Origin of the sequence: Janthinobacterium sp. 344, assembly GCF_900112025.1 — a bacterium.
Lineage (GTDB): Bacteria > Pseudomonadota > Gammaproteobacteria > Burkholderiales > Burkholderiaceae_D > Janthinobacterium.
Map to the genome: position 1 here is coordinate 164,629 of NZ_FOKL01000006.1, position 22,284 is coordinate 186,912.

At 63.6% G+C, this 22,284-nt stretch carries 18 protein-coding genes; 6 read left to right on the forward strand and 12 right to left on the reverse strand.

Annotated elements, in window-relative coordinates; all coding sequences use genetic code 11:
• Positions 1 to 102 precede the first annotated feature (102 nt).
• The gene (locus BM193_RS17245; protein ID WP_092798730.1) at positions 103 to 2,178 is read right to left on the reverse strand and encodes a M13 family metallopeptidase; all 2,076 of its coding nucleotides are present in this window, start codon (positions 2,176 to 2,178) and stop codon (positions 103 to 105) included.
• Between the two features lie 449 nt (positions 2,179 to 2,627).
• Positions 2,628 to 3,224 (reverse strand): hypothetical protein, encoded by a 597-nt coding sequence (locus BM193_RS17250; RefSeq protein ID WP_092798734.1) that lies wholly within the window; start codon positions 3,222 to 3,224, stop codon positions 2,628 to 2,630.
• Between the two features lie 326 nt (positions 3,225 to 3,550).
• Here BM193_RS17250 and BM193_RS17255 point away from each other — a divergent pair, with 326 nt between their 5' ends.
• The 3 genes from BM193_RS17255 to ybaL all read left to right on the forward strand — a co-directional run bounded on the left by BM193_RS17255 (position 3,551) and on the right by ybaL (position 8,230).
• Positions 3,551 to 4,990 (forward strand): S41 family peptidase, encoded by a 1,440-nt coding sequence (locus BM193_RS17255; protein ID WP_092798736.1) that lies wholly within the window; start codon positions 3,551 to 3,553, stop codon positions 4,988 to 4,990.
• Between the two features lie 197 nt (positions 4,991 to 5,187).
• Entirely contained in the window at positions 5,188 to 6,309 is a 1,122-nt protein-coding gene (locus tag BM193_RS17260; RefSeq protein WP_092798738.1) for a beta-ketoacyl-ACP synthase III, read from the forward strand.
• 211 nt (positions 6,310 to 6,520) lie between these two features.
• Entirely contained in the window at positions 6,521 to 8,230 is a 1,710-nt protein-coding gene (gene ybaL / locus BM193_RS17265) for a cation:proton antiporter domain-containing protein (protein ID WP_092798739.1), read from the forward strand.
• A 68-nt stretch (positions 8,231 to 8,298) separates the two neighbouring features.
• On the opposite strand, the gene BM193_RS17270 is transcribed toward ybaL, so the two are convergent.
• Positions 8,299 to 10,344 (reverse strand): NADPH-dependent 2,4-dienoyl-CoA reductase, encoded by a 2,046-nt coding sequence (locus tag BM193_RS17270; RefSeq protein WP_092798740.1) that lies wholly within the window; start codon positions 10,342 to 10,344, stop codon positions 8,299 to 8,301.
• 173 nt (positions 10,345 to 10,517) lie between these two features.
• Here BM193_RS17270 and BM193_RS17275 point away from each other — a divergent pair, with 173 nt between their 5' ends.
• On the forward strand, positions 10,518 to 11,105 hold the full coding sequence (locus BM193_RS17275; RefSeq protein ID WP_368087091.1) for an SRPBCC family protein: 588 nt from the start codon (positions 10,518 to 10,520) through the stop codon (positions 11,103 to 11,105).
• 1 nt (position 11,106) lies between these two features.
• Here BM193_RS17275 and BM193_RS17280 read toward each other — a convergent pair whose 3' ends face one another.
• The 4 genes from BM193_RS17280 to BM193_RS17295 all read right to left on the reverse strand — a co-directional run bounded on the left by BM193_RS17280 (position 11,107) and on the right by BM193_RS17295 (position 13,678).
• Positions 11,107 to 11,562 (reverse strand): hypothetical protein, encoded by a 456-nt coding sequence (locus BM193_RS17280; RefSeq protein WP_092798744.1) that lies wholly within the window; start codon positions 11,560 to 11,562, stop codon positions 11,107 to 11,109.
• Positions 11,563 to 11,607: 45 nt separating this feature from the next.
• Positions 11,608 to 12,048 (reverse strand): DUF2721 domain-containing protein, encoded by a 441-nt coding sequence (locus BM193_RS17285; RefSeq protein WP_092713338.1) that lies wholly within the window; start codon positions 12,046 to 12,048, stop codon positions 11,608 to 11,610.
• A 112-nt stretch (positions 12,049 to 12,160) separates the two neighbouring features.
• Positions 12,161 to 13,117, reverse strand: a complete 957-nt coding sequence (pip, locus tag BM193_RS17290; protein WP_092798751.1) for a prolyl aminopeptidase — start codon at positions 13,115 to 13,117, stop codon at positions 12,161 to 12,163.
• A 78-nt stretch (positions 13,118 to 13,195) separates the two neighbouring features.
• Complete coding sequence (locus BM193_RS17295) at positions 13,196 to 13,678, reverse strand: Lrp/AsnC family transcriptional regulator (RefSeq protein ID WP_034752896.1); 483 nt, start codon at positions 13,676 to 13,678, stop codon at positions 13,196 to 13,198.
• A 153-nt stretch (positions 13,679 to 13,831) separates the two neighbouring features.
• Between BM193_RS17295 and BM193_RS17300 the strand changes: the two genes are divergently transcribed.
• Positions 13,832 to 14,452, forward strand: a complete 621-nt coding sequence (locus BM193_RS17300; protein ID WP_254786299.1) for a LysE family translocator — start codon at positions 13,832 to 13,834, stop codon at positions 14,450 to 14,452.
• Here BM193_RS17300 and BM193_RS17305 read toward each other — a convergent pair.
• The 5 genes from BM193_RS17305 to BM193_RS17325 form a co-directional block, all read right to left on the reverse strand.
• Positions 14,389 to 15,825, reverse strand: coding sequence for a tetratricopeptide repeat protein (locus BM193_RS17305; RefSeq protein ID WP_092798755.1), 1,437 nt, complete (start codon positions 15,823 to 15,825; stop codon positions 14,389 to 14,391). The genes BM193_RS17300 and BM193_RS17305 overlap by 64 nt on opposite strands.
• 119 nt (positions 15,826 to 15,944) lie before the next feature.
• Positions 15,945 to 16,685 carry an acetoacetyl-CoA reductase gene (gene phbB, locus BM193_RS17310; protein ID WP_035823615.1) on the reverse strand — a complete coding sequence of 247 codons (741 nt, stop codon included), beginning with the start codon at positions 16,683 to 16,685 and terminating at the stop codon, positions 15,945 to 15,947.
• Positions 16,686 to 16,896: 211 nt separating this feature from the next.
• A complete protein-coding gene (locus BM193_RS17315; RefSeq protein WP_092798756.1) occupies positions 16,897 to 18,075 on the reverse strand; it encodes an acetyl-CoA C-acetyltransferase in 1,179 nt (392 codons plus the stop codon).
• A 218-nt stretch (positions 18,076 to 18,293) separates the two neighbouring features.
• The gene (locus BM193_RS17320; RefSeq protein WP_092798757.1) at positions 18,294 to 18,779 is read right to left on the reverse strand and encodes a phasin family protein; all 486 of its coding nucleotides are present in this window, start codon (positions 18,777 to 18,779) and stop codon (positions 18,294 to 18,296) included.
• 129 nt (positions 18,780 to 18,908) lie between these two features.
• On the reverse strand, positions 18,909 to 19,817 hold the full coding sequence (locus BM193_RS17325; protein ID WP_092798758.1) for a LysR family transcriptional regulator: 909 nt from the start codon (positions 19,815 to 19,817) through the stop codon (positions 18,909 to 18,911).
• 118 nt (positions 19,818 to 19,935) lie between these two features.
• Here BM193_RS17325 and metE point away from each other — a divergent pair, with 118 nt between their 5' ends.
• Entirely contained in the window at positions 19,936 to 22,257 is a 2,322-nt protein-coding gene (metE, locus tag BM193_RS17330) for a 5-methyltetrahydropteroyltriglutamate--homocysteine S-methyltransferase (protein WP_092798759.1), read from the forward strand.
• Positions 22,258 to 22,284: the final 27 nt, after the last annotated feature.

Sequence of the window (22,284 nt, forward strand, 5' to 3'; positions counted from 1 at the left end):
TGCAAAAAAGACCACGCGAGGTGGTCTTTTTTGTTGTGACAAGATCACGTTTGCATTGGAACGCGCTTGCGCGCCAATCCGGCCTCCTTCGCTACATGGCCCTTACCAGATGATGACGCGGTTTTCCGGGGCAACATACATCTTGTCGCCCGGTTTCACGCCAAACGCTTCATAGAAGCCAGGCTGATTGACCATGGTGCCATTGGCGCGGTACTGGCCCGGCGAATGCGGATCGGTCTTGATCTGCACGATCTGCTGCGCTTCGCGCATCTTGCTGCGCCACACCTGGCCAAAGCCCATGTAGAAGCGCTGGTCGCCCGTCAAGCCATCGAGCACGGGCGCCGGCTTGCCGCCCAGCGAAATCTTGTACGCTTTATACGCGATCGCCACGCCCGAGTTGTCGGCGATGTTTTCGCCCAGGGTCAGCGCGCCGTTGACGTTGTAGCCGGGCAATGGGCTATAGCCGTCGTATTGCTTGGTCAGCGCGTCGGCCTTGGCGGCGAAGTTCTTGCGGTCGGCCGGCGTCCACCAGTCGCGCAGGTTGCCGTCGCCATCGGACTGGCTGCCCTTGTCGTCGAAGCCGTGGCTGATTTCATGGCCGATGACGGCGCCGATGGCGCCATAGTTGACGGCGTCATCCGCATTGGCGTCGAAGAATGGCGGCTGCAGGATCGAAGCCGGGAAGACGATTTCATTCATCGTCGAGCTGTAATAGGCGTTCACCGTCTGCGGCGTCATGCCCCACTCTTCGCGGTCGATCGGCTTGCCCAGCTTGGCCACCTGGCGCGCGGAGCCGAAATTGGCGGCGCGCATCATGTTGCCCACCAGGTCGCCCTGGACGATCTGCAGCTTCGAATAATCGCGCCAGACGTTCGGATACGCGATCTTCGGCGTGAACTTGGCCAGCTTGGCTTGCGCTTCCTTCTTGGTCTCAGGGCTCATCCAGTCCAGGGTGTCGATGCTTTCCTTGTAGGCGGCCAGCACGTTTTTCACCAGTTCCTGCATGTGCGCCTTGCGCTCTGCCGGGAAATATTGCGCCACGTACAGTTTGCCCACCGCTTCGCCCAGCACGCCGTCGACGGCGCCCACGCCACGCTTCCAGCGCGGCTGGTTCTGCGTCACGCCGCTCAGTACCGTGCCGTAGAAGGCAAAACTTTCATCGACAAAGTTTTTCGACAGGTAGCTGGCATAGCTGCGCAGCAATTGCCATTCGAAATACGCCTTCAGTGTATCCAGGTCGGTAGCAGCCAGCACCTTGTTATAGCCGGCCAGGTAGCTCGGCTGGTTGACGATGACGTAATCGACCTTGTTGGCGATGCCCAGGGCCGCCAGGCCGGACTTCAGGTCGTAGCCCGGCGTCAGATCGTTGAGCTTGCTGATGTCGGTCTTGTTGTAGCGTTTGACGGGGTCGCGGTTCTCGACCTTGGTCCATTGCACTTCGGCCAACGCCGTTTCCAGGGCCACCACGGCCTTGGCGTGGGCGGCAGCGTTCTTGTCGCCCGCCATGCCCAGCATCTTTTCCACGTGCGCCTGGTATTTTTCCTTCACGCCGGCCTGCTTGGCTTCCAGGTAGTAGTCGCGGTCGGGCATGCCCAGGCCGCTTTGGCTCACATACGCCGCATATTTCGTCGAGGCACGCGCATCTTGCCCCACATACACGGCGTACGGCGTGGACACACCCGTCTGGCTCAGATGGGCGATCAGGGCTGGCACGCCCTTCTTGTCGCGCAGCGAGCGGATGCGGTTCAGTTCGCCGGCCAGCGGTTTCACGCCCAGCGCTTCCAGCTTGGCTTCATCCATGTAGCTGGCGTACAGGTCGCCGATCTTTTGCGCTTCGGAACCGGCCTTCTTGTGCTTGTCCTGTTGCGTGGCTTCGATAATGCCGCGCAACTGCGGCGTGGTGTCATCGCGCAGCTTGGCGAACGAACCCCAGCTCGATTTGTCGGCCGGAATCTCGGTCGTGGCCAGCCACTTGCCATTCAAATGGGTAAAGAAATCGTCTTGCACGCGCACGGCAGGATCGATGTATTGCACGTCGATGCCGGAGACGACGCCAGCGGCGGCAGGCGCGGCGCCCGGGGCCACGGTCGGGGCGGCAACGGCGGATACGGGTTCGGCGGCATGCGCAAACGCAGCCAACAGGGTCAGGGTCAGACTGCTTAAGAGATATCGGTTCACGAGTGTCCTTATGGGGCATGTCAAAAAATCGGGCGGGTAGCCTCTGGCGGAGTGTCTCTCATGAAGAGCCCGCCGCGCCAGGCGCTTCAGGAATGTAGCACGGCAACATAAGGCTTGACCATCCCTGCCGCCCCGGCAGCGCCATGGCAAACGGGCGGCGCACCGCACCCACACTTGGTCGTCACGGAAATATGCCAGACAGTCGAGACCCGCGTGCCGGCCCGCGCAGGGCGCCATGTGACCGCGTGTTGCGCCAGCAAGGACGGCCATGACCGCACCCGGCGCCGCGCTGGCGGCGGCCGCCGGCATCCGGACCAGCCCTTCGGAGCGCCCAGGCGGGGCGGCGATTTTTTACTTTACGATACATTGGCACGACAATTAAGCAACAAAATCGTGATGCAATTAACAATAATTACAGCATCCAGCCGTGCTGCCCGATCGCCAGGCACTCAGTTTTCTGGAAAATTCATGCTGGCGCCACCGCTGCCCACGTTCATGCCCATGCCGCCCGCGCCGCCCATGCCGCCCTTGCCACCACCCTTGCGCCCGCCATGTTCACCGGCAGGCGCGCCGCGCGGCTCGCCGTGCGGTGCCGCCGCATCCATGACGCGGGCCATCTGGCCGGCAATGAACTGGGCTACCATCTGGCGCTGCTGTTCATCGAGGGCATCATTGACGCTGAGCCACCATTCGCGCACCTGTTTTTCTTCGGCAAGGCTCAAGGTGCTTTCATTGTCCAGCCCACCCACCAGGTCGCGCAATTCCAGGCGCGGCGCTTGCAAGCCCTGCGTCACCGCCGCCTGCAGGCGTTCGCGACGCGCCTTGCGCTCGCGCAAGAGCTGGCGCGTCCTGCCCTCCACCTGCTGCCACAGGATGGTCTGATTCGCGTTGAGTTTGAGTTCCGTCTTGAAATCGGGCGCCATCGGCAGCAAGTCTTCCAGGCGCATCTCGGCGATCGGCACGGCCGAGGCTGTCAAGGCGGTAGTGCCCAGCAGGAAAGCCAGGCCGAGGCGGCGCAAGGCGGGGGGAAAGTTCAGCGATGTCATGGAGGCTCCGGATAAAAAAAAGCCTGCGTCCGAAGACGCAGGCAAAACCACTTCGGGTCGAGAATGCGAATCCACTATAGGGCCGCCGCACACGCTTTTTTTCGACTCTTACAAATGCTTACTCCCCTCAAGAGTAACTATACATCGCATACAAAGCCGCAACATATGGCAAGCTGGCAGCCCCGTTTTGGCGCGTAGACTGGGTCAGGCACGCTTTTTCCACGCCTGGCCCACGCCGGCCGGGATTCAGGTCTATACTTTCGGGAAAGCGCCGCTCCACGGGGACTGGCGCTTGTGCAAGACACTACCGCTGTAAAGGTGCAAAGATGGGCAAACTCAAAAATACCGGCTTGATCGGCCTGGGCGTGGTGGCCGGCGTCGCCGTGTCGCTGCAATTTTCGGCGATGGCGCAGAAAACCGTCGAACCTCCCCTGCCGCTGGAAGAGTTGCGCCAGCTGGCCGATGTATTCGGCCTGATCAAGTCCGATTACGTCGAACCGGTGGAAGACAAGAAACTGCTGGAAGACGCCATTGCCGGCATGGTCGCCTCGCTCGACCCCCATTCCGCCTACCTGGACAAGAAAGCCTACGCCGAACTGCGCGAAGGTTCCGAGGGCAAGTTCGTCGGCCTGGGCATCGAGATCGGCCTGAGCGAAGATGGCTACATCAAGATCGTCTCGCCCATCGAGGATTCGCCCGCCTACCGCGCCGGCATCAAGGCCGGCGACCTGATTACCCGCCTCGATGGCCAGCCCGTCAAGGGCGTCAATCTCGACGACAACGTCAAGCGCATGCGCGGCGAACCGGGCACCAAGGTGTCGCTGACCATCGCCCGCAAGGATGAACCCCAGCCGTTGTCCTTCGTCATCACGCGCGAGGAAATCCACCAGAAGAGCGTGAAGTCGAAAATGGTCGAACCCGGCTATGCGTGGCTGCGCGTGTCGCAATTCCAGGAGCCGACCGTGGACGACATGGCCGCGCAAATCAAGGCGCTGTACCAGCAGGATCCGCAGATCAAGGGCATGGTGCTGGACCTGCGCAACGATCCGGGCGGCGTGCTGCAAGGCGCCATCGGCGTCTCGGCCGCGTTCCTGCCGAAAGACGCGGCCATCGTCTCGACGAATGGCCAGCTGCCCGACTCGAAACAGGTGTTCTACGGCCGCGCCGAATACTATACGTTCCGCTCGGAAGGCGATGCTTTGGCGAAACTGCCGGCCGCCATCAAGAACGTGCCGCTGGTGGTGCTCGTCAACACGGGCTCGGCCTCGGCCTCGGAAATCGTCGCCGGCGCCCTGCAGGACTACAAGCGCGCCACCATCATCGGCACGCAAACCTTCGGCAAGGGTTCCGTGCAAACCATCCGCCAGCTGACGGCCGACACGGCCGTCAAGCTGACGACGGCGCGCTACTACACGCCCAATGGCCGCTCGATCCAGGCCAAGGGCATCGTGCCCGACCTGCTGGTCGATGAAAATGCGGATGGCGACGGCTTGAACGGCTTGCGCATCCGCGAGGCGGACCTGACCAAGCACCTGAGCAACGACCGCGACCAAGAAAGTGCCAAGGCCGCCCCCGTCAACGACGAGATGGAAGAGCAATTGCGCATCATCGCCCTGGAAAAGACCCGCAAGCCGCTGGAATTTGGCAGCAAGGATGATTTCCAATTGCACCAGGCGCTGAACCACCTGAAGGGCTTGCCGGTGCAACTGGCCAAGGCCGAACCCGTGGTGGTGCAAGCCGATGTCAAGAAAGAACAGAAAAAGTAGGCAGTTTGGGGTCAGACCCGCCGGGTCTGACCCCATCACACGCAATACCCCCGGCACCCGTCCACGCGACAAAAATCAACCTTCCGCCACACTTCCCCCTCCCCCGCAACACGAAACTCTCTACAGTCGAGCCCGTTTGTGTAAAATTTGCTTCACTTATCGGCGCCGCGCCGATTGCCAAATTTGAAAGTTTAACCATGAAACAAGTCGTCATCAGCGGTACCGGACTGTACACGCCGCCCTTTTCGATCTCCAACGAAGAGCTGGTCACCTGCTTCAATGCCTACGCGGAAAAGTTCAATGCCGAGCACGCCGACGCGATCGCCGCGGGCGAGGTGACGGCGCTGGACCTGTCGAGCGTGGCCTTCATTGAAAAGGCCTCCGGCATCAAGTCGCGCTTCGTGATGGAAAAGGAAGGCATCCTCGATCCGGCGCGCATGGTGTCGCGCATTCCGGAACGGGGCGATGACGAACTGTCGCTGCAGGCTGAAATGGCCGTGGCCGCCGCGCGCGATGCGCTGGCACGCGCCGGCCGCACGCCAGCCGATATCGACATGGTGCTGGTGGCCTGCAGCAACATGCAGCGCGCCTACCCGGCCATGGCCGTGGAAGTGCAGGATGCGCTGGGCATCGACGGTTATGGCTTCGACATGAACGTGGCGTGCTCGTCGGCCACCTTCGGCATCCAGCAAGCCGTCGCCGCCGTGCAAAGCGGCCAGGCGCGCGCCGTGCTGGTCTTGAATCCCGAAATCACCAGCGGCCACCTGAACTGGCGCGACCGCGACAGCCATTTTATTTTCGGCGACGCCTGCACCGCCATCATCGTCGAAGCGAAGGACACGGCCGTTTCCAGCCACCAGTTCGAGATCATCGGCACGGAACTCAAGACGCGCTTCTCGAACGCCATCCGCAACAATTTCGGCTTCCTCAACCGTTTTGACGAGTCCGGCGTGGGCAAGGCCGACAAACTGTTCCGCCAGCAAGGCCGCAAGGTCTTCAAGGAAGTGTGCCCGATGGCCGCCGAGATGATCAAGGCGACCCTGGCCAAGGCCGGCGTGGAAGTGGCGCAAGTCTCCCGCTACTGGCTGCACCAGGCCAACCTGAACATGAATTTGCTGATCGCGCGCCTGATCCTGGGCCGCGACGCGGAAGCGAACGAGGCGCCCGTGATCCTCGATACCTATGCCAACACCTCGTCGGCCGGTTCCATCATCGCCTTCCACAAATATCAGGATGACATGGCGGCAGGGGCCATGGGCGTGATCTGCTCGTTCGGCGCCGGCTATTCCATCGGCTGCGTAGTCGTGCGCAAGGTGTGAGCGCATCGGAGTAACATCGCCTGATTCCTTGAATTAGGCGCAGTTCATGGCGGATTGCAGTGCGTTCGCAGCCACCTGCACGAAGATGGCGCGCAAGTTTTTTACAAAAAAGCGGCAGGAAAAATTCCAGCCGCAGCTTTGTTGCGTTTATACTTAGCCCCTGAGCAACATCTTTTTCCATCCGCACGCCGCCATAAGGAACCCACCCCGCATGCCCCATGACATCAGTCTGATCACCACCATCGCCGCCGCCCTCGGGTTCGGCCTCATCTTCGGCTTTATCGCCGCGCGCCTGAAATTGCCGGCCTTGGTCGGCTATCTGGCTGCCGGCATCATCATCGGACCGGCCACGCCCGGTTTTGTGGCGGATGCGGAAATAGCCGGGCAATTGGCGGAAATCGGGGTGATGCTGATGATGTTCGGCGTCGGTCTGCACTTTTCCATCGAGGATTTATGGGATGTGCGCAAGATCGCGCTGCCTGGCGCCATCCTGCAGATCGCCGTCGCCACGGCGATGGGCATGGGCTTGGCGCACTGGTGGGGCTGGACCCTCGGCGGCGGACTGATCTTCGGCCTGGCCCTGTCGGTGGCCAGCACCGTGGTGCTGCTGCGCGCCCTGGAGGAACGGGGCATCCTCGATTCCCTGAATGGCCGCATCGCCGTCGGCTGGCTGGTGGTGGAAGATCTCGTCACCGTGCTGGTGCTGGTGCTGCTGCCGGCCTTCGCCAGTGTGCTGGGCGGCAAGGCCGCGCCCGATGCCGAGGCCGTCAGCCTGTGGCACACCCTGGCCGTGACCCTGGGACAAGTGGCCGGTTTCATCATCTTCATGCTGGTCGTCGGGCGCAAGCTGTTCCCGTGGATCCTGTGGCAAGTGGCGCGCACCGGTTCGCGCGAACTGTTTACCCTGTGCGTGATCGCCGCCGCCGTCGGCATCGCCTATGCGTCGACCAAGCTGTTCGGCGTGTCCTTCGCGCTGGGCGCCTTCTTTGCCGGCATGGTGCTGCGCGAATCCGAGCTGAGCCACCGCGCCGCGGAAGAGTCGCTGCCCCTGCGCGACGCGTTCGCCGTGCTGTTCTTCGTTTCCGTCGGCATGCTGTTCGAACCCAACATCCTCATCGACAAGCCCCTGCAAGTGCTGGCCGTGTGCGCCATCATTATCTTCGGCAAGTCGATCGCCGCCTTCTTGCTGGTGATGGCCCTGCGCTATCCACCGAAAACAGCCATCATCGTCTCGGCCAGCCTGGCGCAGATCGGTGAATTCTCGTTCATTTTGGCCGCGCTGGGCCTGTCGCTGGGCCTGATGCCGCAGGAAGGGCAAAGCCTGATCCTGGCCGGCGCCATCCTGTCGATCGCCCTCAACCCGCTCGTGTTCAGCATGGCCAAGCCGCTGCTGCGCGTGATCGGCAACAGCGATTTCGCGCGCAAGTTCGAGCGCACCACCGACCCGCTGGCCGAACTGCCGATGACGGTGCCGCAGGAAAAACTTTCGGGCCAGATCGTGCTGGTCGGCTATGGCCGCGTGGGCCGGCGCATCGCCGCCGCCCTGATGGAGCGGGGCATCCACTTCGTCGTGGCCGAGGAAAACCGCGAAATCGTCGACCAGTTGCGCAAGCAGGGCATTCCCGCCGTGGCCGGCAATGCGGGCGAACCGGCCGTGCTGATCCAGGCGCACATCACGCACGCCACCATGCTCGTCATCGCCACGCCCGATACCTTCCACGTGCGCGCCATGATCGAGACGGCGCGCGCGCTGAATCCGAACATCATGACGGTGGTGCGCACGCACAGCGAGGAAGAGGCGGAATTGCTGCGCGCGGAAAACGCCGGCAAGGTATTCATCGGCGAGCACGAGCTGGCCAATGGCATGGCCGAGCACGTGCTGCAGAGTTTTGATGCGGCGAAGAAGGGGCATGGCCATTAAGGCTCTTTGATGCCGAACCTCTTGCCGGGGTCGGATCCTGAGGGTCCGACCCCCGTTTTTTTTCAGGGTTACAAACGTGCCGCCAGCTCCGCCCCTTCGCGTATCGCCCGCTTGGCATCGAGTTCCGCCGCCAGCGCGGCGCCGCCGATCTTATGGAAGCGCGGGCCGCCCGGCAGCAAAGGCTTGCCCTCCTTGTCCGTTTCCGGCATGAGTTCCGTCAGGCTGTCCTGGCCCGCGCAGATGACCACGTTGTCCACGGCCAGCAGGCGCTGCTCGCCGCCCACCGTGATGTGCAGCCCTTGGTCGTCGATCTTGTCATAGGTGACGCCGGCCAGCATGGCCACGCCGTTGCGCGCCAGCGCCGCGCGATGCACCCAGCCCGAGGTCTTGCCCAGTCCCGCGCCCACCTTCGAGGTCTTGCGCTGCAACAGGAAAATCTGCCGCACGGGATCGGGCGCCACGGGCGCTACCAGGCCGCCGCCGGTGGCCGCATTCAAGTCCACGCCCCACTCGCCCGCCCAGGCAGATACGGGCTGGGGCAGCGGGTGCGCCGGGTCATGCAGCAGATATTCTCCCACGTCGAAACCGATGCCGCCCGCGCCGATGATGGCCACGCGCGCGCCGACAGGCTTCTTCGCTTGCAGCACGTCCAGGTAGGACAGCACCGTCGGGTGGTCGATGCCGGGAATGGCCGGCAGGCGCACCTTGATGCCGGTGGCGACGATGACGTCGTCGTAACCGCCGGCCAGCAATTGCTCGCGCGTCACGCGCTGGCCCAGGCGCAGCTTGACGTCCAGCAGCGCCAGCCGGCGACTGAAGTAGCGGATGGTTTCCGTGAATTCTTCCTTGCCCGGTATCTGCATGGCCACCTTGAACTGGCCGCCCACGCTGTCGCTGCTGTCGAACAGGGTCACGTGGTGCCCGCATTCGGCCGCCACGGTCGCGGCCGACAAGCCGGCCGGCCCGGCGCCGACGACGGCCACGCGGCGCGGCACGGCCTTTTTTGCATAGACCAGTTCCGTTTCATGGCAGGCGCGCGGGTTGACCAGGCAGCTGGCGCGCTTGTTGGCAAACGTGTGGTCCAGGCAGGCCTGGTTGCAGCCGATGCAGGTGTTGATCTCGTCCGTGCGGCCCGATGCGGCCTTGGCGACAAAGTCAGGGTCGGCGAGAAACGGCCGCGCCATTGACACCAGGTCGCAGTCGCCGCGTTCCAGGATGGCGTTCGCTTCGTGCGGCATGTTGATGCGGTTCGAGGCCACCACGGGAATGCTCACCTCGCGGCGCAGCCGGCCCGCCACCGAGGCGAACGCGGCGCGCGGCACCGAGGTGACGATGGTGGGGACTCTTGCCTCATGCCAGCCGAAGCCCGTGTTCAAAATGGTCACGCCCGCCTGTTCCAGCGCCCTGGCCACCGTCACCACATCGTCCCAGGTATTGCCGCCCTCGACCAGGTCGAGCAGCGAGTGGCGGTACATGATGATGAAGTTGGGGCCGACGGCGGCGCGGATGCGGCGCACGATCTCCACGGGCAGGCGCATGCGGTTTTCGATGCTGCCGCCCCAGCGGTCCTGGCGCAGATTGGTGCGCGCGCACAGGAACTGGTTCAGCAAATAGCCTTCGCTGCCCATCACTTCGATGCCGTCGTAGCCGGCCTGTTGCGCCAGGCGCGCGCAGCGCACGTAGTCGCAGATGGTGCGCTCGATACCCCGCTCGCTCAGGGCACGGGGGCGGAACGGCGAGATCGGCGATTTTTTCGCCGAGGCCGAGACGACGAACGGTTGATAGCCGTAGCGGCCCGCATGCAGGATCTGCATGACGATCTTGCCGCCCTCCTCGTGCACGGCGCGCGTCACCTTGCGGTGGTTCGGCACGTCACCGAGGAAATTCAAGGTGCCGCCGAACGGCAGCAGCCAGCCCTGGCGGTTCGGCGAGATGCCGCCCGTGACGATCAGTCCCACGCCGCCGCGCGCGCGTTCGCGGTAAAACGCGGCCAGCTTGCCATAATGATAAAACCTGTCTTCCAGTCCCGTATGCATGGAGCCCATGATGACGCGGTTGCGCAAAGAGGTAAAACCCAGGTCGAGCGGGGCCAGCAGGTGGGGATAGGCAGTCATGGTCGGTCCGATAAAAGGTGGTATGCAGGCCGTACGGTAACAAGCATTGCGGGCCGCCGCAGCGACTTTCTCTAGACCGGGAGTTCTAAATCGGCACTCGCGCGGGGACGCTGGCACACACAGCCGGCGCGCGCAGCTTGTGCCGGGCGCAACTTTCCCGTAGGCTAGGTAACATGACGCGACTCTTCCTCTGCCTGCTGATGCTGTGTGCCGTCCCCGCTACCGCGCCGGCACAGGCGCAAGCGCCACGCCTGGACAAGCTGAAGGTGGACGTCAAGCGCATCGAGGTCGATGGACAGCGCATGTATGAAGTCGATGCCAGCGGCAGCGTGCTGGCGCCGCCGGCGTCCGTGTGGAAGACCCTGACGACCTACGAGCGCATGAGTGAATTCGTGCCCGACCTGACGTCCTGCCGCGTGCTGTCGCGCAACGGCAATGAAGTCATCATCGAACAGCAGGGCATGGCGCGCTTCCTGTTCATGAACCACCCGATCCACCTGGTGGTGCGGGCGCTGGAATCGCCGCCGTCGGCGATCGACATCGCCCTCATTTCCGGCGACATGCGCCACTATGAATCGCGCTGGAACCTGTATCCCGTGCCCGAGACGGGCGGCACGCGCATCGTCTTTTCCAGCCGGCTGATGCCGGGCTTCTATGTGCCAGGCATGCTGGGCACGACCATGATACGCGGCGATATCGAGCGCATGATGGCGGCCGTGCTCACCCGCATCGACAGCCAATACGCGGACAAATCGAGCTGAATTACGCCAGATAGGTATCGCGGTCGCGGATCTCGGCGAAGTTTTCCAGGCTGCCCAGTTTCACGGTGACGGGATTCAGGCTGGCCTGCGGCTGCATCGAGCGCCAGGCGAACAGCCATTCCTGTTCCGCCGCTTCGGCGCGCGTCTTGGTGAAGGCGGCGCCCAGCGCGGCGCGCTGGCCATACTCGACGATGCCGTCGATGCCTGCCCAGCTGGGCAGGGTGCGCTGTACGGCACGGTGCAGGCGCTCGCCGAATTCTTCCGTATTATGGATGATCAGGCAGGCATCGGCCGGCGCGAACAGGTCGAACAGCTGCTTGTCCCATACCTGGGAAAAGCTCAGGGTCAGGCAGTTGCCCGCCGGCGTCAGGCGGAACTGGCCCAGGCTCAGCGCCAGTTCGAGTTCGCTGCGCTGGCCGTAGCGGTGCAGGGTGGGGGGACGTTTGTAATCGTGCATGCGGGACTCGTTCTTCAATAGGAGGTAAGCCGGCGCCACCGCCGCCTAGCGTGGCGGGCGGATATGGCGCCGGATGCGCTGGGCCGTCGCGGCCAGGTAAATTTCGCGCAATAAATAAATAAAACAACCGATCAGGCACAGCACGGCCAGCACAAAGAAGGCGGCGATGTACTTGTCCAGGGTCAGGTTCAGAATATCGCCCAAAAACAGCATGGCGATGATGACGCAGACGAAGAAACCACAGGCCGTGCTGAGCGAAATCGAATAATTGATCAGATGGGTGCGCCGGTACAAGGTATCGAGCTCATCCATATAGAAATCGTTGTAGCCGATGTCGAGCCGGTCTTCCAGCACGCGCGTGCGGTCGATGATGCGGCCCAGGCGATTGGTCAGCACCACCAGCATGGTGCCGATACCGGTCAGCAGGAAAACCGGCGCGATCGCCAGCTGGATGATATGGCCGATGTCGCCGATCTGTATGTTCATGGATAAAAAGTCGTGGGTTCACACCGGCGCCCGACCGTGGCGCCAGCACAGGCCATAGTGTAGCAGGTGGCGCAGGCCGGCTGGCGACTTTGCCGCCAAGCACGTTTCACCATCATGCGAAGCCGCGCCCTGGCACGAAACGCTCGGTGGCACGCACCAGCGCCGAAGCGATGCCGTGTTCCAGCGCGCCATGGCCCGCATCGGGAATCATCTCCAGCTGCGCGCCGGGCCAGGCCTGCTGCAGGCGGTAGGCCGACAGCGGCGGGCAGATGGCGTCGTAGCGGCCCTGCACGATGACGGCCGGCAAATGCGCGATGCGCCCCATGTTGCGGATCAGCTGGTCTTCCTCGAAGAAACCGAGATTGGCCATGTAATGCGATTCGAGCCGGCCCACGCCCAGGTCGAGCGCGTCGTTCGGCGCATCTTCGGGCTGCGGCATCAGGTACACGCGGCGGCCTTCGAAACGGCTCCAGGCGCGCGCGGCCGGCCAGTACACGGCGGGGTCGCTGCTGAGGATGCGTTGCACGTAGGCCGCCAGCAAATCGCCCCGCTCCTCCGCTGGAATCGGCGCGGCAAATTCTTCGTACAACTCCGGATAGAACCAGCGCACGCCCTCGATGAACCAGTCGATTTCCGCCTGCGTGCACAAAAAGATGCCGCGCAAGACGAAACCGAGGCAGGCGGCAGGATGCGCCTGGCCATACGCCAGCGCCAGGGTCGAGCCCCACGAGCCGCCAAACACCAGCCATTGGGCGATGCCGAACTGGGCGCGCAAGCGTTCGATATCGGCGATCAGCAGCTGCGTCGTGTTGTTGCGCCACTCGCCCAGCGGCGTGGACTTGCCGGCGCCGCGCTGGTCGAACAGGATCACGCGGTAGCGCTGCGGATCGAAGAAGCGGCGGTGCTGCGGCGACAGGCCCGCGCCGGGGCCGCCATGCAGGAACAGCACGGGAATGCCGTCGGGGTTGCCGCACTCTTCCCAATAAATGGTGTGGATGTCATCGACCGCCAGCATGCCGTGCCGGTTCGGCGTCAGGGAGGGAAACAGGGGCGACAGGGAATCGGGCATGGCGGTCCTTGTAAACAGTCAGGGGGCCAGGCAGCAGGTGCCGGGCAACTGTTCCAATTATAGTGCGCCCCCGGCGCCTCAGGCCAGCAGCAGGGGCAGGCGGTTCGACGACTTGATTTCGCGCATCGACAGGCTGGACTGGATTTCCGCCACGCCAGGCAGGCGGCGCAGCACGGTCGAGACGAATTCGCCATACGCTTCCAGGTCGCGCGCCACCACTTGCAGGAAATAATCAGCTTCGCCCGCCACGTTGTGGCACGACAGGATTTCGGGAATCGTGGCGATGGCTTGCTCGAACTGCGATGGCTGCTCGCCGCCGTGGTTGGCAAACACCACGCGCACGAACGCGACCAGGCCGATGCCCAGCTTCTTGCGGTTCAGCAAAGCCTGGTAGCCGGTAATAAAACCTTCCTCTTCCAGGCGACGCAGGCGGCGCCAGACGGGGGTTTCACTGAGCTTCAAGCGCTCGGCCAGGCGCGCGTTGGACAGCCGCCCTTCATCCTGCAACAGCCTGAGTATCTGCAAATCGGTGGCGTCGAGGCTGACTTCTGAAATTTTCATCTAATTTTTATTCTTATGCGAGTGGAATCTACCCGAATACTAGGACATACCAGGCAGGAAAAGCAAGCACATTTCATCTCAGCAAGAAGATAATGGGGCCCGGCGAGCAAGCTGCACTGTGCGCTTGCTCCCGCTTTCCTTGGCGACTGGCGCATGTCCGATTCTACCTTCCTGATGTACCTGCTGGCACTGGCCGGCGCCTTTTTATTGCCGGGCCCCGACATGGCGCTGGTGCTGGCGACGGGCGCCGCGCGCGGCGTGGCCACGGCGCTGGTGACGGCGCTGGGCATCGCCGGCGCGCGCGCCGTGCACGTGGCGCTGTCGGGCGCCGGCCTGGCGGCGCTGATGGTGACGCATCCGCAAGCCTTGCGCTGGGTCAAATGGGCGGGCGCCGCCTACCTGCTGTACCTGGCGGCCCGCCTGCTGCAGTCGGCCCTGTCGAAAACCGCCACGCCCGAGGCGCAGGCGCCCGCCACGGCGCACAGCGCGCGCGCCAGCTTCGTGCGCGGCTTCCTGACGAATCTGCTCAATCCGAAGGCACTGCTGTTTTGCAGCATGTTCCTGCCGCAATTCGTCGTCGGCAGCGAGAGCGTCGGCCTGCAATACTTGCGCCTGGGCACCGTCCTGGTGCTGGTGGGCCTGCTGTTCGACGCCGTCTACGCCATCGCCGCAGCGCGCCTGGCGCGCCGCCTGCGCGGCAAGCCTTCCCCTTACGGCAAGTTCGTGCTGCCCACCGTCTTCGTCTTGCTGGCGGGACGGCTGGTGCTGGGCTGAACTTCCGGCGCAAGCGGCGACCCGCCGGCAAAGAAGTCGGGGTAGTCGTTCAACAGGCTGCGCTCCAACTCATTGACCTTGCGAAATTGCCGCAGCGACGGCGCCATGGCCCGGCCCGCATCCCAGCTGCGCCAGGCGTTCGGCGCATCGAATTGCGCGTAGAGCGCGTCGCCCAGGTCCTGGTAGGCGGCCGCCATGTGCGGCTTGGCGTGCAGCACTTGCAGATACAGGGCCATCGCTGCCTGCCGTTGCCCCAGCTGGGCGCGCAGTTGTCCCTCGAACAAAGCCAGTACGGGCTGTGCCAGTCCATATTCCTGGCGCAAGTCCTGCACGGTGGCCAGCGCGGCCTGCATGCCTTCCTTGTCCTTGGCCAGCAGCGCCCGCGTCAAGTCATGGATGGGCTGGCATGCCTGCATGGCCAGCTGCTGCTGCGGCGTGAGCTTTTCCACCAGCGCGCCCGTGGAGAAATGGTCTTCCAGCATGGTCAAAAAAGCCTCGAAGGGCTGGTCTGCGGCAAAAAGCCTTTCCGCTTCGGCCCGCAGCGCCGGATGCGCCCCGGGTTCCAGCGGCGGCAGCAGCGCCGCCTGCGCCAGCACGCGTTCGAGTACGGGCGCATCGGCCGCCAGCGGGCGGGGCCGGTACACGGACAAGGCATACGTGGCCGGTACGCCCGCCGTCATGGCGCTGATGCGGAAATGGCGCGCGACTTTGCCGGCCATCTGCTGATGATGCAAGGTGAATGCGGCGGGAATGCGCTTGCCGTCGGCCAGCATCTTCAGCACCGCCGGGTGGCCGCCCCACGTGTAGCGCAACCACTGGGCAAACGCCGCGGCATCGTCGCCGCTGACGGGGCTTCCAGCAATATCCAGGCGCAGCAGGGGCTGCCCATCGAGCGACCACAGTACGGCGCCGTCGAGCACTTGCGGCAGCAAGGGTCCGCGCCGCTTGTTGTCCAGCACCGACAAAGCTTGCTCCTCATACACGGGCGGCGTCGCGTGCTGGCCAAGGCCGCCCGCCTTCAACATGCCGACGATGCCCTGCCGGTGGCCCAGCTCAGCGGCGCGCGAACCCGCCACGTCGAACAGCGAATACGTGTCGTAGGTGGACGCCGCCGTATCGATCCTGTAGCGGCGGCGCGTGGCAAAGTCAAACACGGACAAGGTGTGGCCGTCGCGGACGCTGATGAAATGTTCGCCCAGCACCACGTCGCTGTCCTGCCTTTCCCGCGCGGGCAGACTGGTTTTCACGCCGGGCTGGTTGACGCGCTCGGTCGTCACCGTGACGTGGAACGCGACGCTGGCCTGGGCCGCGCTGGCGCCCAGGAAAAGGAAGGCAAGCACGCTGGCGCGGCGCAAGGCGGGAACAAGGAACATGGCGGATGATGCGGTGAAGAAATGCTGATTCTAAGGCAAAGCACGCGCTTGTCCCGTTTTGCTGACAAGCATAAAAAAAGACAGCCGCAGCTGTCTTTTCTGGTTTACCGCAACAACGATTACGACATGTGCTGGCCGCCGTTGATCGAGATATTCGCGCCCGTGACGAACGCCGCCTCATCGGAAGCCAGGTAGGCCACCAGGCCCGCCACTTCTTCCGGCTTGCCCAGGCGCGCCATCGGAATTTGCGGAATGATTTTGCTGTCGAGCACTTCCTGCGGAATCGCCATGACCATCTTGGTGCCGATGTAGCCGGGCGAGATGGTGTTGACGGTGACGTTCTTGCGCGCCACTTCCAGCGCCAGCGACTTGGTGAAGCCGTGCATGCCCGCCTTTGCGGCGGAATAGTTGGTCTGGCCGAAGGCGCCCTTCTGGCCGTTCACGGACGAGATATTGATGATGCGGCCCCAGCCGCGTTCCACCATGCCGTCGCAGACGGGCTTGGTCATGTTGAAGACGGAATCGAGGTTGGTGCCCATCACGGCGTCCCAGTTCGGCTTGTCCATCTTCTTGAAGGTCATGTCGCGCGTGATGCCGGCATTGTTCACCAGCACGTCGACGGGACCGATTTCCGCTTCCACGGCCGCCACGCAGGCCGCCGCCGAATCGTAGTCGGCCACGTCGCACGGATACGCCTTGAAATCGTAGCCCATGTCCTTCGTCGTCGCCAGCCATTCCGCGACCTTCGGATTACCCGGGGAATAGGTCGTCACCACGCGATAGCCGAGCGCCGCCAGCTTGAAACACACCGCTTCGCCCAGACCACCCATGCCACCAGTTACCAATGCAACTCTTGCCATTTTCATCCCCTCAGTGTCGTTCTATTGCTAAAAAGTTAATAATCTAATCAAAGCAATCCGTGCCGCCAATCCATCCAGCGGCGGATTACATCGAACCTGACCGTAGCGAGCGGCAGCGAGTTGTGGCTAAGAAGCGCAACCGTGCTCTAGCACGGTGAGCATCGCAGGCCGCAAATCGCGACGCGCAGTAGGTCAGGTTCGATGTTCACCATTAGTCGCGTTCGATGGCCAGGGCCACGCCCATGCCACCGCCGATGCACAGCGCGGCCAGGCCTTTCTTGGCGTCGCGGCGTATCATTTCGTGGATCAGCGTCACCAGGATGCGCGCACCGGAGGCGCCGATCGGGTGGCCGATGGCAATCGCGCCGCCGTTCACGTTGATCTTGCTGGTATCCCAGCCCATTTCCTTGTTGACGGCAATCGCTTGCGCGGCAAACGCTTCGTTGATTTCCATCAGGTCCAGCTCTTCATGCGTCCAGCCGGCTTTTTTCAGGCACAAACGCGACGCGGAGACGGGGCCCATGCCCATGACGGCCGGGTCCAGGCCCGACGAGGCGTAAGCCTTGATGCGTGCCAGCGGTTTCAGGCCCAGTTCCTTCGCTTGCGAGGCGGACATCATGATGACGGCGGCGGCGCCGTCGTTCAGGCCCGAGGCATTGCCGGCCGTGACGGTGCCGTCCTTGGCGAACGCGGGACGCAGGCCGGCCAGCGATTCCAGGGTCGAGCCCGGCTTGATGTATTCGTCGCTGTCGAAGACCACGCTGCCCTTCTTGCTGGTGATTTCCAGCGGCAGGATTTCATCCTTGAACTTGCCGGCCTTGTGCGCCGCTTCCGCCTTCAGCTGCGACTGCAGCGCGAATTCATCCTGCTCGGCGCGCGTCACTTCGTATTTCTTGGCGACGTTTTCCGCCGTGATGCCCATGTGGTACTGGTTGTACACGTCCCACAGGCCGTCGACGATCATGGTGTCGATCATCTTGAAGTCGCCCATGCGGAAACCGTCGCGCGAGCCGTTCATCGCGTGCGGCGAGGCGCTCATGTTTTCCTGGCCGCCGGCGATGATGATGTTGGCGTCGCCGCACTTGATCGCCTGTGCCGCCAGGTGCGTGGCCTTCAGGCCGCTGCCGCAGACTTTATTGATGGTGAAAGCGGGTATGCTGCTCGGCAAGCCGGCCTTGATGACGGCCTGGCGCGCGGCGTTCTGGCCGACGGCGGCCGTCAATACCTGGCCCAGGATGGCTTCGCCGATCAGGTTCGGGTCGATGCCGGTCTGTGCCAGCAAACCCTTGATTACATGCGCGCCCAGTTCGGACGCAGGAATCTTGGCCAGACTGCCACCGAATTTGCCGACTGCGGTACGGCCGGCGGCCACGATTACGACATCATCCATTTATTTCTCCGATATGCAGGCCACGAAGGCCAAGGTCAAGGTGCTAATAGAATCCAATCCAATGAATCCGGGAAGACACAGCAGGCTGTGTTTCATTCTAGCGCGGCATAGGCCACAGTTCCAGCGCCGCACGGCAGGCGGCAACGATGTCTGCCGGCCCGGCGGTGGCGACGGGCGGCCTGGCGCGGCGGATAGCCGCTGCCCGGGCCGCGACGCGCTTACGCCCGACTTGCGGGACGCGTGTTTTTATTTTTATCATACCCTTCATCCGCCCCGCCGAAAGGGGTTTTTAGAAAATTATTGAAGGGAATAATCAGGGGCACGGGGGTTTGCTTTACCACCTGCAACAGCTCGCCAAATTTTTGACGCGATGCAGCAAACTCACCCTTTGTCACGGTATCGAATTTCTCCTGCGTTTCTTGGGCAACATCCTTTGCCTGGCGACCATATGCACCGATGCGCTCGATGGCCAGTTGCGACTGCGTGCGCGACAACTGCAGCAGCGTCTGCGGATCTTTTGCCGACAGCAGCTGATTGCCCGCCACCGCAGCGGCGGCCAGCGCCGTGCGGGCCGCATCGAGTTGCAAGTCGAGCACGCTGGCGCCACTGTCAAAGGCGGCCTGGGCATACGCTTGCGCGCTGATCAATTGCGCTTCCACCACAGCCTTGCCGGCCAGTGTCCATTGCTCGGAAAATGAAAACATAGTGTTCCTCTCCAATGTGAAGGCGGTGCCATGTTGCGCCGCACAGTGCTCAACTGTAAGCGGTGGTTCATTGCTGAACCTTGATATAGCTCAAGCTTTTCTGTTGGTTTGTTTCCAATTCAACGTTGATCAAGACAACAACTTGATACCGTCCAGCGACGCCGCGCACTGCTCGCGTATCACGCTGACGAAGTCGCGCACATACGCCTTGTCCTGCAGCGGCTCCGGCACGGAGACATACAGGTCGCTCCACAAGCCATGTTCGCCCACCGGGCGCGCCACCACATAATCGTAATCGACATAATTCTTGATGGCCCAGTTCGGCAAGGCGGCGATGCCGCGCCGGCTGGCCACCAGCTGCAGCACGGCGACCGTCAATTCCGCCGTGCGGCGTTCAAACTGGATACCGGCGGGCCGCAGCACTTCGCGGATCAGGTCGATGCGCTCTTCCGGCACGGGATAGGTAATCAATGTTTCGCCCGTAAAGTCGCTCGCCGCCAGCCGGCGCTGCGCCTGCAGCCGGTGCTTCTGCGCCATCACCACCAGCATTTCAAAGCGGAACAGGGGAAACACGGTGAAATCGGGGCCGTACGGCGAGCCGATCACCAGATCCGCCTCGCCCGAGCGCAGCAGGTCGGCCGGTTCGCTGTGAAAGCCGGAGACAAGATCGATCTCCACTTCCGGCCAGCGCTGGCGGAACGCATCCATCACCGGCATGAGCCAGTCGAAACAGGTATGGCATTCGAGCGCCACGCGCAGCTGCCCCTTGTCGCCCTGCGACAGGCGCGCCACGTCGCGCTCGGCCAGCTCGATCTCGGGCAGCAGCTTGTCGGCCAGCGCCAGCAAGCGGCTGCCCGTGGCCGTAAACGCGATCGGCATCGACTTGCGCTCGAACAAAGGCGCGTTGTAGCGCTCTTCCAGCAAGCGGATCTGGTGCGACAGCGCCGACTGGGTCAGGTTGAGCAGCTGCGCCGCGCGCACCAGGCTGCCGGATGAACGCAGGGCACTCAGGGTGCGCAGGTGGCGAATTTCTAGCATCGGGAAAATGAATGATCGACGTGAATTATTTTCATGTTATTCGGCAAAATGTTTCGTTTTGATTATAAATCAGATTGCCGCACACTCTAGCGCATCCACATTAAATCTCGATGACATCATGACCGTCCACACGCATATTCTTGGCTTTCCCCGTATCGGCGCCGCGCGCGAACTGAAAGTGGCGCTGGAAAGCCACTGGCGCGGCGAACTCTCCGCGGCGGCCTTGGAAGCCACGGGGCAACAATTGCGCGCGCGCCACTGGGCGCAGCAAAGGGAGGCGGGCCTCGATTACGTCACCGTGGGCGACTTCGCCTGGTATGACCAGATGGCCAACCATATCCAGCTGCTGGGCTGCGAACCGGCGCGTTTCGACTTTGACGCGCAGCAATCGCCGCTGTCGCGCTATTTCACCATGGCGCGCGGCGACGACAGCCAGGCGGATCGCGCCGCATGCGGCCACGGCCACCAGGAACACGGAGCCGGCCGGCACGCGCTGGAAATGCGCAAGTGGTTTGACACGAATTACCATTACCTGGTGCCCGAATTGTCGCCGCTGACGCGCTTTGCGCTGGCCGGTGAGCGCCTGTTCGATGAAGTGGCCGAGGCGCAGGCGCTGGGCCACCAGGTCAAGGCGGCCCTCATCGGCCCCCTCACCTTCCTGTGGCTGGGCAAGGAAAAGACGCCCGCCGGGTCAAGCTTTGACCGCCTGGCCCTACTGGAACAATTGCTGCCCGTCTACGGCGCCCTGCTCGACCGCCTGAAACGGCAAGGCGTGGCCTGGGTGCAGGTCGACGAACCGATCCTGGGCCTGGACTTGCCCCACGCGTGGCGCAGCGCGTTTGAAAGCAGCTACTGGCAACTGAACCAGGTGGGCGTGAATATCCTGCTGGCGACGTATTTCTCGCCGCTGGAAGAAAACCTCAGCCTGGCTTGCCGCCTGCCCGTGGCCGGCCTGCACGTCGATGGCATCCGCGCGCCGCATGAACTGACCAGCATCACGGACTGGCTGCCCGCGCACAAGGTGCTGTCGATCGGCATCGTCGATGGGCGCAATATCTGGCGCACCGACCTCGACGCGGCCCTGGCCGTGCTGCAGCCGCTGGCGGCCAGGCGCAACGGCCAGCTGTGGCTGGCGCCATCGTGCTCCCTGCTGCACGTGCCGTTCAGCCTGGAAGGCGAGACGGAGCTGGAGAGCGACATCCAGCCCTGGCTGGCGTTCGCCACGGAAAAGCTGGCGGAATTGGCCGTGCTCAAAGGTGCGCTGGCAGGCCATCCCGATGACGCCGCGCTGGCAAGGTCCCGTCTGGCCATCGCCAGCCGCCGCGCCAGCGCCCGCGTGCATCGCCCGCCGGTGGCACAGCGGCTGCAGGCGCTCACGCCCACCGTCGACCGGCGCGATTCCAGCTTCCCGCAGCGCCAGGCCATGCAGCGCGCGCGCTTCCAGCTGCCCGACTTCCCCACGACGACCATCGGTTCCTTCCCGCAAACGACGGCCATCCGCGCCGCCCGCGCGCGTTTCAAGCGGGGCGAGCTGGCGGCGGCCGACTATGAACGGCAGATGCGCGCCGAAATCGCCCACGCCGTGCGCCGCCAGGAAGCGCTGGGCCTGGACGTGCTCGTGCATGGCGAAGCGGAACGCAACGACATGGTGGAATACTTCGGCGAGCAGCTCGACGGCTTCGCCTTCACGCGCCACGGCTGGGTGCAGTCCTACGGTTCGCGCTGCGTCAAGCCGCCCATCCTCTATGGCGACGTGCAGCGCCCCGCCGCCATGACGGTGGCCTGGACCGTGCACGCGCAAAGCCTGACGCGCAAACCCATGAAAGGCATGCTGACGGGCCCCGTAACGATGCTGCAATGGTCGTTCGTGCGCGACGACCAGCCGCGCGCGACGACGGCGCTGCAGCTGGCCCTGGCCATCCGCGATGAAGTGCAAGACCTGGAAACGGCCGGCATCGGCATCATCCAGATCGACGAGCCGGCCCTCCGCGAAGGCTTGCCGCTGCGCCGCGGCCAGTGGGACGCCTACCTGGACTGGGCCACGCGCGCCTTCCGCATCGCCGCCTCGGTGGTCGGCGACGCGACGCAGATCCACACGCACATGTGCTACGCGCAGTTCAACGACATCCTGCCGCAGATCGCCGCCATGGATGCGGACGTCGTCACGATCGAGACGAGCCGCTCGGACATGGAACTGCTGGCGGGTTTTGGCCACTTCCAGTACCCGAACGAGATCGGCCCCGGCGTGTACGACATCCACTCGCCGCGCATCCCCAGCACCGTCGACATGGTGACATTGCTGCAAAAAGCCAGCGCCGTCATTCCGCCAGCCCATTTATGGGTGAATCCGGACTGCGGCCTGAAGACGCGGGGCTGGGCGGAAACGGAGGTGGCCTTGAAAAACATGGTCGCGGCGGCGCGGCAGATGCGCGCAGCCTGAGCAGCCTTGGCGCCTGAGGGCGCATGC

Coding starts and splice junctions, on each gene's coding strand:
- BM193_RS17255 (WP_092798736.1), top strand. CDS start 3,551: ATGGGCAAACTCAAAAATACCGGCTTGATCGGCCTGGGCGTGGTGGCC.
- BM193_RS17300 (WP_254786299.1), top strand. CDS start 13,832: ATGTCCGATTCTACCTTCCTGATGTACCTGCTGGCACTGGCCGGCGCC.
- BM193_RS17305 (WP_092798755.1), bottom strand. CDS start 15,825: ATGTTCCTTGTTCCCGCCTTGCGCCGCGCCAGCGTGCTTGCCTTCCTT.
- BM193_RS17270 (WP_092798740.1), bottom strand. CDS start 10,344: ATGACTGCCTATCCCCACCTGCTGGCCCCGCTCGACCTGGGTTTTACC.
- BM193_RS17250 (WP_092798734.1), bottom strand. CDS start 3,224: ATGACATCGCTGAACTTTCCCCCCGCCTTGCGCCGCCTCGGCCTGGCT.
- BM193_RS17280 (WP_092798744.1), bottom strand. CDS start 11,562: ATGCACGATTACAAACGTCCCCCCACCCTGCACCGCTACGGCCAGCGC.
- ybaL (WP_092798739.1), top strand. CDS start 6,521: ATGCCCCATGACATCAGTCTGATCACCACCATCGCCGCCGCCCTCGGG.
- pip (WP_092798751.1), bottom strand. CDS start 13,117: ATGCCCGATTCCCTGTCGCCCCTGTTTCCCTCCCTGACGCCGAACCGG.
- metE (WP_092798759.1), top strand. CDS start 19,936: ATGACCGTCCACACGCATATTCTTGGCTTTCCCCGTATCGGCGCCGCG.
- phbB (WP_035823615.1), bottom strand. CDS start 16,685: ATGGCAAGAGTTGCATTGGTAACTGGTGGCATGGGTGGTCTGGGCGAA.
- BM193_RS17260 (WP_092798738.1), top strand. CDS start 5,188: ATGAAACAAGTCGTCATCAGCGGTACCGGACTGTACACGCCGCCCTTT.
- BM193_RS17320 (WP_092798757.1), bottom strand. CDS start 18,779: ATGTTTTCATTTTCCGAGCAATGGACACTGGCCGGCAAGGCTGTGGTG.
- BM193_RS17295 (WP_034752896.1), bottom strand. CDS start 13,678: ATGAAAATTTCAGAAGTCAGCCTCGACGCCACCGATTTGCAGATACTC.
- BM193_RS17325 (WP_092798758.1), bottom strand. CDS start 19,817: ATGCTAGAAATTCGCCACCTGCGCACCCTGAGTGCCCTGCGTTCATCC.
- BM193_RS17275 (WP_368087091.1), top strand. CDS start 10,518: ATGACGCGACTCTTCCTCTGCCTGCTGATGCTGTGTGCCGTCCCCGCT.
- BM193_RS17285 (WP_092713338.1), bottom strand. CDS start 12,048: ATGAACATACAGATCGGCGACATCGGCCATATCATCCAGCTGGCGATC.
- BM193_RS17315 (WP_092798756.1), bottom strand. CDS start 18,075: ATGGATGATGTCGTAATCGTGGCCGCCGGCCGTACCGCAGTCGGCAAA.